The following is a 10873-nucleotide window of genomic DNA, read 5'->3' as shown; positions in this document are numbered from 1 at the left end:
TGGTTGCAGTAATTGCTAGAAACAAAATTTCAGGCAATTTATGCGTAACTTTCCACTCTTGGCGATGCTCTCTGATTATTGAAATATGATCTAACAAGGTTAATCCATTCATTGGTGACTTCTCTCTAACTTAAAGAGAAGCATAAGATCACAGCTAAATGTGATCTGCTAGTCGATCATTGTGATAAGAATGATCGTGCGATATCTGTCACTTTATTTTTATAAAAACGCTGTTCATTTTTTAGGCTTTTCATGATTTAGCCCTGTATCATTACTAAACTAAGTAGAGGCGCCGTAGCTAAGTAATATAGTCCACCACATTGTGAGTTTCTGAAGCGAAATGGGGCAAAAGCGAGATAGCTTTTTACTTTATTTGCTTGTCACTTTTAGAAATATATTCAGATGTTATCAATTATAAATGCTCACTATTATTCGAATAGCAAGCAAATACAATTGGGTTACATAGTATTCTTTTCGATATTATTATATATCAGCTAAGAAATCACCTGTCTGAAACTTCCATAATTGGGCATAAATGCCTTTTTTATCAAGTAACTGTTGATGAGTTCCCTGTTCAATCACCTGTCCATTATCCATTACGATTAGTCTGTCCATCGCGGCGATAGTTGACAACCGATGTGCAATCGCAATCACTGTTTTACCTTCCATTAACAGCTGTAGATTTTCTTGGATTGCAGACTCTACTTCGGAATCAAGTGCTGACGTTGCCTCATCCATGATCAAAATAGGTGCGTTTTTCAACAATACACGTGCGATAGCGATGCGTTGTCGTTGTCCACCTGATAGTTTAACGCCACGTTCGCCAACTTCTACATCAAAGCCCGTATTGCCATTTTCATCTTTAAGATCGACAATAAAGTCATAGGCATGTGCCTGTTTTGTAGCTTCAATTAATGCATCTTCGTTAGCATCAGGATCACCGTAAAGAATGTTTTCTCGAATAGAGCGATGCAATAAAGAAGTATCCTGCGTGATCATACCTATCTGTTGACGTAGCGACTCTTGTGTGACTTCTGCAATGTTCTGTCCATCAATACTAATATCACCGGATTGTATATCGTGGAAACGTAATAACAGATTCACCAAGCTTGACTTACCAGCTCCTGAACGCCCCACAAGGCCAATTTTCTCTCCTGGTTTAAGTGTTAATTCAAGGTTTTTAAATACTTGGCTTTCATCGCTGTAATTAAAGCTAACGTGATTAAAGTGGATAGCACCGGCATCAACCGTTAATAATTTCGCATCCGCTTTATCTTCTATTTCTACATTGGTTGAAATAGTATTCATACTATCAATAACAGTACCTATATTTTCAAATAGCGCGCTGACTTCCCACATGATCCATTTCGACATCCCTTGAACTCGCAAAGCAATGCTGATTGCCACTGCGATAACACCTACTGTTACTGCTGCCTCTAGCCACAGCGTGACAGATAAGGCTGCAATAGAAATGAGTAGCAGGTAGTTAATTGCATCAACGCTAAGTAACAAGCAAGTGACTATGCGCATTTGACGATATGCGCTTTGAAGAAATAGTTTTAGACTGCTTTGTACATACTCGGTTTCACGTTGCGAGTGGGAGAAAAGTTTGATGGTGGTGATATTGGTATAGCTGTCAACAATACGTCCGGTCATAATCGAGCGCGCATCGGCTTGTTCCGTCGCCACTTTTTTCATTTTAGGAATGAAGTAGAATTGAATAAAAATGTAACAAAGCAGCCAAATTGCGATAGGTAACATCAGAATTAAGTCTGATTGTCCCATCATCCAAATCATCGATACAAAATAGACTGAGATATAAACCAGTACATCAACCAGCTTCATCACGGTTTCACGGACAGCAAGCGCACTTTGCATTACCTTCGTTGCTATACGACCTGCAAAATCTCGCTGGAAAAAACCAACGCTTTGCTTGAGCAGATAACGATGCACTGACCAACGAATTGACATTGGGTAATTACCTAGCAGCGTTTGATGCATGATCATAGAGTGTAATACGCCTAGTACAGGCATAATAACGGCTATCAATATCACCATACTTTTAATTTCTTCTCCTTGATCAATCCAAAAGGTTGCACGTTCCTGCGTACTTAATATATCAACAAGTTGACCCATATATCGTAACAGTGTTACCTCTGCGATTGCTATCAAGGCACTTAATATCGACATCACTGCCAGTGGTAATTCAAACCCTTTTGTATAGTGATGACAGAACCCAAATAACGTGTTTGGTGGCTTTTGAGGGGAATCTGACGGGAAGGGTTTTGTTAAACTTTCAAACCAACTGAACATTATTATTCCAAATTATAATTAATTAAAAAACATCTATTTTAGAGTGTTATGTGAAATTCATATCAACCAGATAGTCATTCCTGAGTGATAATCATTTTCATGTTATCATACTATTAATCACCTTCGTATCTATCTATTTGCATTATTATTATTTATAATTTAAAATGGCAATGATAATCATTATCATGAGCTTCTTGGTTGTTTAATAAACATTAGTTTTAGACGTATCGATAAATAATAAAACCTGATCAATGCAAATTTTTAGCGATTAACAAAGAGATAAAAGCAGGTGAATCAACAATTAATGAGGAAATAATGCGAGATACGATTCAAATTACTTCATTAGCACCTAATGAAGCATTGTCACCGTTTATTGAAAGTTTTTGGATAATAAAAAATGATAGTAATGTAGATCAAGAATTAGTAATACTTCCAGATGGCTGTATTGATTTATATTTTTTTCACAGTGACGAATACCCCTTGATTAGTTCACTTATTGGCTTAAAGACTCATCCTCGGATTGGTTTAATGCCTGCTTGTTCAATCCTTTTTGTTGTACGTTTAAAGTTATTAGCTGCGGAGTATTTATTAAAAGATTCTGTCGCAGAAATACTAGATCATTGGGTATATTTAGAAAATGGATTTGCAAATATTAATGAATCTGACTTTTTTTGTTTCGATACTTTTTATAAAAAACTAAACCTTCATTTTTTATCTCATTTAACAACTCATATTGACCCTCGTAAGAAAGTTATGTCAGAACGAATTTATGAGGCTCAAGGCTTCATTTCTGTCTCTGAAATTTCGCTAACTTCGCATTGGAATAGTCGACAAATAAATCGTTATTTTAATAAATGGCTTGGTCTACCTATGAAGAGATATTGCGACGTTATTCGATTTCACAGTAGCTTTGAATCTCTCAAAGCAGGTAAATTATTTCCAGAAGAAGGTTCCTACGATCAATCGCATTTCATTAAATTAATAAAAAAATATTCACATTTGACACCCAAAAAATTAGCCCAAAATAAAAATGACCGATTTATACAATTATCTTCTACAGAATAGTCTTATTCTAGTCTCGCCTTGAAACATAATGATAGTAATAATCATTGCGATTTATTTTTTATCCTGATTATTTTCCTAGCTTAAGAAAACACCCGATTATCATGCAACTGCATTGGGTATCATAATCATTGATAGATGAATTATTGTTCTAATAAATGGCATAACATTTTGATTCCGGGGAACTATCTTTTCATGAAAAAGTTGCACTAGAAAAGCATCATTTTTTATTATTCAAAGCAATATTCACTCAGGAAACGACAAAAATATTTCGCTTTAATTTAATAATCCAGATGTGAAATAAAGTGCGTGATTTGCATATATTGAGAACGACTTTTTCTTCAGTAATATATGGAAAATTAAATGGAAAAATTAAGATTATGAGAAAGCAAACTTATGTTCAGTCAAAGAAAATAATAAAGGAAACTATGCATATAATTCATTTAGGGCAACTGAGTTTGTCAATCAAAAAAGGGTTCACTACCGGGGCGATTGCACTACTGCCGTTTACTTTTCCACTTGCATACGCAGACGACAATACCACGGAGATCGAAACATTTGTGGTCCGTGCAGAAGCGTTTAAAGTTGCAACACCCACACAAGAAACCCCTAAAGCTGTGTCGATTATTTCTGAACATGATCTCAAGGTACATGCACCTAAAAAACTCGATGAAGCAATGCGCTATAGTGCAGGGGTAACTGCGCAATCTTATGGTGCGGATAACGATACAGATTGGTTTAAAGTGCGTGGCTTCGACGCAACAACGTATCTCGATGGAAACCGATTGTTCCGCGATGGCTATTATACTTGGTTACTTGAACCCTATGGATTACAACAAGTTGAAATTGTGAAAGGGCCATCTGCCATTCTATTTGGTGAGTCACCTCCTGGCGGTGTGGTCAATGCAATTCAGAAAAAACCAACGGCGACTCCACAAGGTGAAATCAAAGTAGAAGTGGGTAATAACAACTATCAATCATTAGGTTTTGATATTTCTGATGAAGCGAATGAAGCGGGCTCTGTACGTTATCGCTTAGTGGGTGTGATGAACAGTAGCGACGGTGAATTAGACTATTCAGAGACCGACCGTTTTTATATCGCACCGAGTGTGGAAGTTGATATTTCTGACGATACAATGCTAACGCTAACGGGCTCTTACTTGAAGGATGATGGTACGCCGACCAATGGCTTCTTTCCTGCATCAGGCTCATTGATTGATTCTGATTATGGCAGTATTGATCCATCAACCAATCTTGGTGAACCAGGTTACGATACCTATGAGCGCACACAGATATCAGTCGGCTATTTACTTGAACATGACTACAACGATATTTGGGCTGTCTCGCAAAAGCTAAATTACGGATATAACGATCTATTATTACGCAGCGTCTACGCTTTCCCAAATTCAGATGCAAGCGCGTCGGAATTATACCGTGGTGTTGTATTTCGTGATGGAACGAATCAAAGTATCACCTTAGATAATAAAGCGGTGGCTAACTGGTACAGTGATCGTGCTGAGCATACGCTGCTCACTGGTATCGATCTTCAATACCATAAAACCGAAGGTGAAGAGCAAGACAGTTACTCGTTTAGCTCAATTAATCCCTTTGATCCTGAATATGGTGAATACACGCCACTTGATTCTGCTAACAACATTGATCGTGAAATAAATAAGTCGCAAGCGAGTCTCTATTCTCAATACCAAATTAAATTTGATGAGCAATGGGTAGCCCTTGCTGGGGCGCGTTATGACTGGACTAATACTGAGAATAAAAGTGATAAAGGCAATCAAGATGAATCTAACGATGATGGTCAGTTATCGCTTAACGCTGGGATTATGTATTTAGCAGATAACGGTGTCTCGCCTTATGCGAACTATGCGCAATCCTTCGAAGTACTTAGTACAATCGATCCAAGTACTGGTGAATTGTACACGCCACTTGAAGGCGAGCAAATAGAGATAGGTGTTAAATACCAACCTGACTTTATGGATGGTTATATCAATTTAGCTTGGTTCGATATAACGCAAAAAAATGCACTTGTGACCAATCCTGTAAATTGGATTGCAACCCAAACGGGTGAAGTACAATCAACGGGTGTGGAATTAGATATAGTGGCACAAGTGACAAAAAACCTCAAAGTATCAGCTGCGTATACCTACACAGATGCAACGACGGATGATACGGGAGGTCAGGGGACACAACAAGCTGGTCTTATTCCTAAGCATGCTGCATCTGCGTGGATTGATTACGATACTGCACTGATGGGTATTCCTGGGCTAAATGTTGGTACCGGTGTGCGTTATATTGGAGAGTCAAAAGACAGTCCAGCAAGCAGTGACTTAACGGTGCCTAGCGCAACCCTGTGGGATATGGCCGTTTCTTACGATATATCATCACAATGGCAAGCGCAGCTTAATGTTAATAACCTACTTGATGAGGAGTATATCTCGAGTTGCGATTATTATTGTTACTACGGTCAGTCTCGTTCTATCACACTGAATGTTAACTACCGTTGGTAATCAAGATACAATAATGAATGAGCGTCATTACCTAATAGGTCATGACGCTTTTTTGCGATAAAAACATAAGAAGTACAATGTATAAACTCTCGAATATTGAAATTGTCCGCAGTGGACGAACAATCTTGGCGGTGGATTCACTGCATATTCCTACTAATGAATTAACGATCGTGTTAGGGCATAACGGCTCTGGTAAATCAACATTGGTGAGCTTACTTTCAGGTCAGCAAGCACCGGACTCCGGTAGTGTTGAATTAGATCATCATCAACTCTGTGGTTATAAAGCCCGGGAATTAGCCAAACGCATCGCTTTCTTGCCACAGAAATTACCTACCTCTGCCGGGTTAACGGTAAGGGAGTTGGTGAAACTTGGTCGTTTTCCATGGCGTGGTACATTAGGTCGCTGGAATGCTGAAGATAAGACCATTATCGATGCGGCTATGCAACGAACAGGAGTTGAAAGCTTTGCTGATACCTTAGCTGATCAGTTATCAGGTGGGGAGCGTCAAAGAGCTTGGGTTGCTATGTTACTTGCCCAGCAGTCGCCTATCTTAATCCTTGATGAGCCGACGTCAGCGCTCGATATCCAACATCAATATCAATTAATGGGGTTACTGGCAGAGCTTAATAAAAAACATAATATTGGCGTGATTGTTATTCTGCATGATCTCAACTTAGCACTGCGCTATGCAACGCATATTGTGGCGTTGAAAAAAGGAAAAATAGCCTTTGAGGGCAGTGCGGATACATTATTGGATGAACAAAAATTATCTGACTTATATGAAACCCGCATTCGCTTGATCGACCACCCAGAGCCTTCTTGCTGTAAAACAACCAATAAGCAGACTCCCAATAAGGTAGCAATTATATGTACGTAATAGCTTACTTTTTGCGCTGTTTTTTTTGTGTTTTGGCTGTGCTGTCTTCTTTAACAACAAGCGCTTATGCCGAAATAACGGTTGTCGATAGCCGTGGCGTACAAACCTTTAAGCAAAGTCCCGAACGTGTGGTTGTACTTAATTGGGATCTGCTTGAACAGGTTTTAGCACTTGATATTATTCCGCTTGCCGCACCTAATGTGGCAGGCTATCAGCAATGGGTTGTTAACCCAACTGCGCCGAACTCTATTGAAGAGATCGGTACACGCGCAGAGCCTAACCTTGAAAAAATAGCGCGCTTAAAGCCAGATGTGATCATTGCAGCCTCGCCTCAAAAAGATCTTATTCCAATACTAGAGCGCATTGCGCCGGTTATTTATCTAGATAATTTTGGCCAACAAGATGATGCCGCATTGGTTGCAATACAACACTTTAAATTGCTGGCTACCCTGTTTGAAAAAGAAACATTAGCACAGCAAAAATTACAGCATATGCAGTTGCAGTTTGAGCAATTAGCTGAGCAAATAAATAGTGCATTTAACAGCTCTCCTGAGGTGGTTGCATTGCGTTTCTCAACGCTTAACTCGGTGTTTTTGTATACCGAAAATTCAAGCACACAATATGTCCTCGACCAACTCGGGTTAAAAAATCCTTTACCCAATCCGGCCAAAGCGTGGGGGATGACTCAGCAACGAATCAATTCGTTACAGTATATAGATAAGGGTTATGTCCTCTACATTTTGCCCTTTCCAGATGAAAAAAAATTAACCAAATCAGTATTATGGCAAGCGATGACCTTTGTCCAACAGGGGCATGTCCGTTCAGTGCGCTCTATTTGGAATTACGGCGGTGCAATGTCTTTGCTTTATATGGCTGAAGCGATCACCGAGAGTTTATTAGAGATGGCCCCAGAACAATGAAAATTAATCATTACTTATCTTTATGCTTGGTGGCTCTTTTAGTGAGCATTGCTAGTTTACAAATCGATACCAGCTTAAGCTTTTCTAACCAATGGCAACTGCTACACTCCCCCCAATTAGCCGTTTCATTTGCAGATGTATTCTTCACTCACTCACAATTGCCAAGGTTAAGCATCGCGATTTTAGTGGGCGCGGTACTTGGGGTAGTGGGCAGCTTAATGCAGCAATTAACGCAGAATAATTTAACATCACCTTTGACACTGGGCACCTCGTCTGGTGCATGGTTAGCGCTGGTGATTGTGAATATTTTCTTTGTTGATTGGATTGCTGATCACAGTGCATTTGCTGCAATGCTTGGCGCCTTGTTGGCATTTGGGCTAATCGTCCTTATTACTGGCGTGCGCAACATGACCGGATTACCACTGGTTGTTTCGGGAATGGTGGTCAATATTCTACTCGGGTCGATTGCCACTGCCTTGGTTATTCTAAACACCCAATTTGCGCAAAATGTGTTTATGTGGGGGGCGGGAGATCTTGCTCAGTATGGATGGGATTGGGTTTCTTGGTTATTACCACGCAGCCTGATTGCCGTTGTTATCTTAATATTCGCGCCGCGTATCTTAACTTTATTACGTTTAGGACAAGAAGGGGCGGTTGCACGTGGTTTATCGGTATTACCTGTGTTCTCTTTATTAATGATAATCGGGATCTGGTTGGTATCAGCCTCCATTACCGCAGTCGGAGTGATCGGTTTTGTTGGCCTACTCACCCCTAATATTGCAAGATCTGTGGGCGCGAGAACGTCAAGGGAAGAGCTCGTTGTTAGTATGTTACTTGGCGCGACGCTTTTAGTTGCGACTGATTGTTTATCTATGTTGCTCAGCCAATGGTTAGGAGAGATTGTGCCGAGTGGCGTGACAGCTGCTGCAATTGGTGCACCCGCACTCATTTGGTTTAGCCGAAAAAACTCAAAGCTGAAGATCAATTAACGGTTTCATTAGTAAATAATCGGCGAAGATTGTCATTGCCATTGTTTTCTAGTTTGCTTTGTTTTTTTGTTGTTGGATTGATTGTTTACACATTTATTGATCTTAGCAATGGAAGTTGGCATTGGACACTTCCCGGACAATATCAGTGGGATTTACGTTGGCCTCGTATCATCAGTGCACTTTTTTCTGGCATCGCATTAGCGATTGCAGGCATCTTATTACAGCGGGTTATCTATAATCCGCTAGCCAGTCCTGATATTTTAGGGGTTTCTTCAGGTGCAACCTTTGCGTTAATTGTTGTTAGCTTATTTGCTGGTTCATCGATGCTGACATCACATTGGGGGATAGCATTAATAGGTAGTCTTGTTGTACTTATTCTGCTGTTATTATTAGGAAAGCGTCATCAATTTTCGCCTGCGAGTATTATTCTTACCGGAATAGCATTAACGGCTTCGTTGGAAGCCCTGATTCAGTTCACCTTGGCAAAAGGCTCCGCAGACAGCTACAGCATCTTATTATGGCTATCGGGCTCTACATACCGTGTAACAGGTGAGCAAGCATCAACGTTGGCGTTAAGCGTCACCCTATTGGGGTTAATTGCCTTTAGTTTCTCAAGATGGTTAACGCTTATCTCTATAGGCCGAGATTTTTCAACAGCCAGAGGGTTAAAAGCATCACACGTAAATATCATATTATTAATTATCGTCGCGCTAATGTGTGCAATGACCACCGCAACCATGGGGCCTGTTTCATTTGTGGGGCTTGTCGCACCGCACATGGCAGTGATGTTAGGTGCACAAAAATCAAAGCAACAATTGCTAGTTGGAAGCATGATTGGCGCAACATTAATGGTCTGGGCAGACTGGTTGGGTCAAGTTATCCTGTACCCCACACAAATAGCAGCAGGCACACTCGCGGCGATTATCGGTGGAACCTATTTCTTATTATTGATGGTAATTAATAGAGTGAGGTGATTGTAGCAATAATGTTCAATTGAATTCGCTGATGCTTTGTTATACCAATAGAATTAATGAAGTGATCAATTATTGCGTAGGAAAAATGATTGCTAGCAAGGTGTGAGTTGCAGGAGGTAGTTGTCCTCACTTCAAAAAATCATCAGGAATTATTCTGAACAGCTTTAGCTGACCCACAGCGGTGAAGAACAGGACGTTCTGAATAACACTCACAACGCAGCTAGCGACATTTTAACCAGCAATAATGATCACCTTTTAAATCCTTTTGGTATTATTACCTCTGAGAACGTCTCTTACTATGAGATATTTACCCTTTTGTTATGTATTAATTGTGGACAAAGCGAAAGCTCTCTTTCTAAGGCGCACAAAGCGATGTATGGACTCCACCAACTCTAGCAATTAGCCTAGAGTTACGGTAACTAATAAGGAGACCATACTATGTTGAAATCTAATATTATCGGAATCGATCTAGCTAAAAATATTCTTCAAATTTGCCAAATCAGTAAACATGGTGAATTAATTAGTAATAAAGCGGTGAATCGACAAAAGTTAAAAGAGCTATTGGCTAGAGTAAAACCAGCCGTTGTTGCTATCGAAGGCTGTGGTAGTAGCCATTACTGGGGAAGATATGCAGAGCAATTTGGTCATGATGTTCGTATTATCAGCCCTAAAAAAGTGAAAGGGTTCCTCGAAGGTCATAAAACTGATGCTAATGATGCATTGGCCATTGCATCATTACAAATAGGGATAAAATTCAGTAAGCCTAAAAATGAAGAACAACAATCTCTGCAAACGTTAGAAATGAGTCGTCTTTATTTTTCAAGGAATATTACTTCATTAGGGAACCATATTCGTGCAATGTTATATGAGTATGGGGTTACAAGTACTCAAGGTTTGTTAGGGCTAAGAACCGCAGTACAGGTGTTCAGCAATTTGTTGTTTTTGTGTTCTGTTTGCCGATGTCTTTTTGAATCCATAGAGCCATAAGACAAACAAGATATATTGAGTTATATACTATGTGGTACAAGCCATATCGATTTCATTCTTATTTAGGACATTGTCGCACACGGCACATATTATTTTGAAACGATAAACGGATACATTAAAAAATTGTAACTACTCAGCCTATAAAAATGGGCTGAATTAATTCATGGAAGGGATAAAGGGGGTTCCGTTAAACAGGTCAATCAACGCATCAAGCCTGTTAAGACCTTG

Annotated in this window: 7 protein-coding genes and 1 pseudogene; 7 read left to right on the top strand and 1 reads right to left on the bottom strand. The window is 39.7% G+C overall.

Annotated features, from left to right (window positions below; translation table 11 throughout):
- Positions 1-483: 483 nt before the first annotated feature.
- A complete protein-coding gene (locus H592_RS0108025; RefSeq protein WP_028868316.1) occupies positions 484-2313 on the bottom strand; it encodes an ABC transporter ATP-binding protein in 1830 nt (609 codons plus the stop codon).
- 315 nt (positions 2314-2628) lie between these two features.
- On the opposite strand from H592_RS0108025, the gene H592_RS0108020 reads away from it, so the two are divergent.
- From H592_RS0108020 to H592_RS21770, 7 genes and pseudogenes are all read left to right on the top strand, one after another.
- Entirely contained in the window at positions 2629-3378 is a 750-nt protein-coding gene (locus H592_RS0108020) for a DUF6597 domain-containing transcriptional factor (RefSeq protein ID WP_028868315.1), read from the top strand.
- Between the two features lie 425 nt (positions 3379-3803).
- The gene (locus tag H592_RS0108015; protein WP_028868314.1) at positions 3804-5897 is read left to right on the top strand and encodes a TonB-dependent siderophore receptor; all 2094 of its coding nucleotides are present in this window, start codon (positions 3804-3806) and stop codon (positions 5895-5897) included.
- 77 nt (positions 5898-5974) lie between these two features.
- Entirely contained in the window at positions 5975-6775 is an 801-nt protein-coding gene (locus H592_RS0108010; protein WP_028868313.1) for an ABC transporter ATP-binding protein, read from the top strand.
- Positions 6766-7695 carry an iron-siderophore ABC transporter substrate-binding protein gene (locus H592_RS0108005; protein WP_037071285.1) on the top strand — a complete coding sequence of 310 codons (930 nt, stop codon included), beginning with the start codon at positions 6766-6768 and terminating at the stop codon, positions 7693-7695. The genes H592_RS0108010 and H592_RS0108005 overlap by 10 nt, the downstream gene beginning before the upstream one ends.
- Entirely contained in the window at positions 7692-8684 is a 993-nt protein-coding gene (locus tag H592_RS24570) for an iron ABC transporter permease (RefSeq protein ID WP_245600386.1), read from the top strand. Before H592_RS0108005 ends, H592_RS24570 begins: the two co-directional genes overlap by 4 nt.
- A gap of 35 nt (positions 8685-8719) precedes the next feature.
- Positions 8720-9658, top strand: a complete 939-nt coding sequence (locus tag H592_RS24565) for an iron ABC transporter permease (protein ID WP_245600385.1) — start codon at positions 8720-8722, stop codon at positions 9656-9658.
- Between the two features lie 438 nt (positions 9659-10096).
- Positions 10097-10576: pseudogene (locus H592_RS21770) on the top strand (IS110 family transposase); the annotation flags it as partial.
- Positions 10577-10873: the final 297 nt, after the last annotated feature.

Source organism: Psychromonas arctica DSM 14288, from assembly GCF_000482725.1.
In the GTDB taxonomy this organism is placed as follows: domain Bacteria; phylum Pseudomonadota; class Gammaproteobacteria; order Enterobacterales; family Psychromonadaceae; genus Psychromonas; species Psychromonas arctica.
The sequence above is the reverse complement of the archived record's forward strand: the minus strand, read 5'-3'. Positions and strand labels throughout refer to the sequence as shown.

Excerpts from the sequence above, each read along its gene's own strand:
- H592_RS0108010 (WP_028868313.1), top strand. The coding sequence starts at position 5,975 with ATGTATAAACTCTCGAATATTGAAATTGTCCGCAGTGGACGAACAATC.
- H592_RS0108005 (WP_037071285.1), top strand. The coding sequence starts at position 6,766 with ATGTACGTAATAGCTTACTTTTTGCGCTGTTTTTTTTGTGTTTTGGCT.
- H592_RS0108025 (WP_028868316.1), bottom strand. The coding sequence starts at position 2,313 with ATGTTCAGTTGGTTTGAAAGTTTAACAAAACCCTTCCCGTCAGATTCC.
- H592_RS0108020 (WP_028868315.1), top strand. The coding sequence starts at position 2,629 with ATGCGAGATACGATTCAAATTACTTCATTAGCACCTAATGAAGCATTG.
- H592_RS0108015 (WP_028868314.1), top strand. The coding sequence starts at position 3,804 with ATGCATATAATTCATTTAGGGCAACTGAGTTTGTCAATCAAAAAAGGG.
- H592_RS24570 (WP_245600386.1), top strand. The coding sequence starts at position 7,692 with ATGAAAATTAATCATTACTTATCTTTATGCTTGGTGGCTCTTTTAGTG.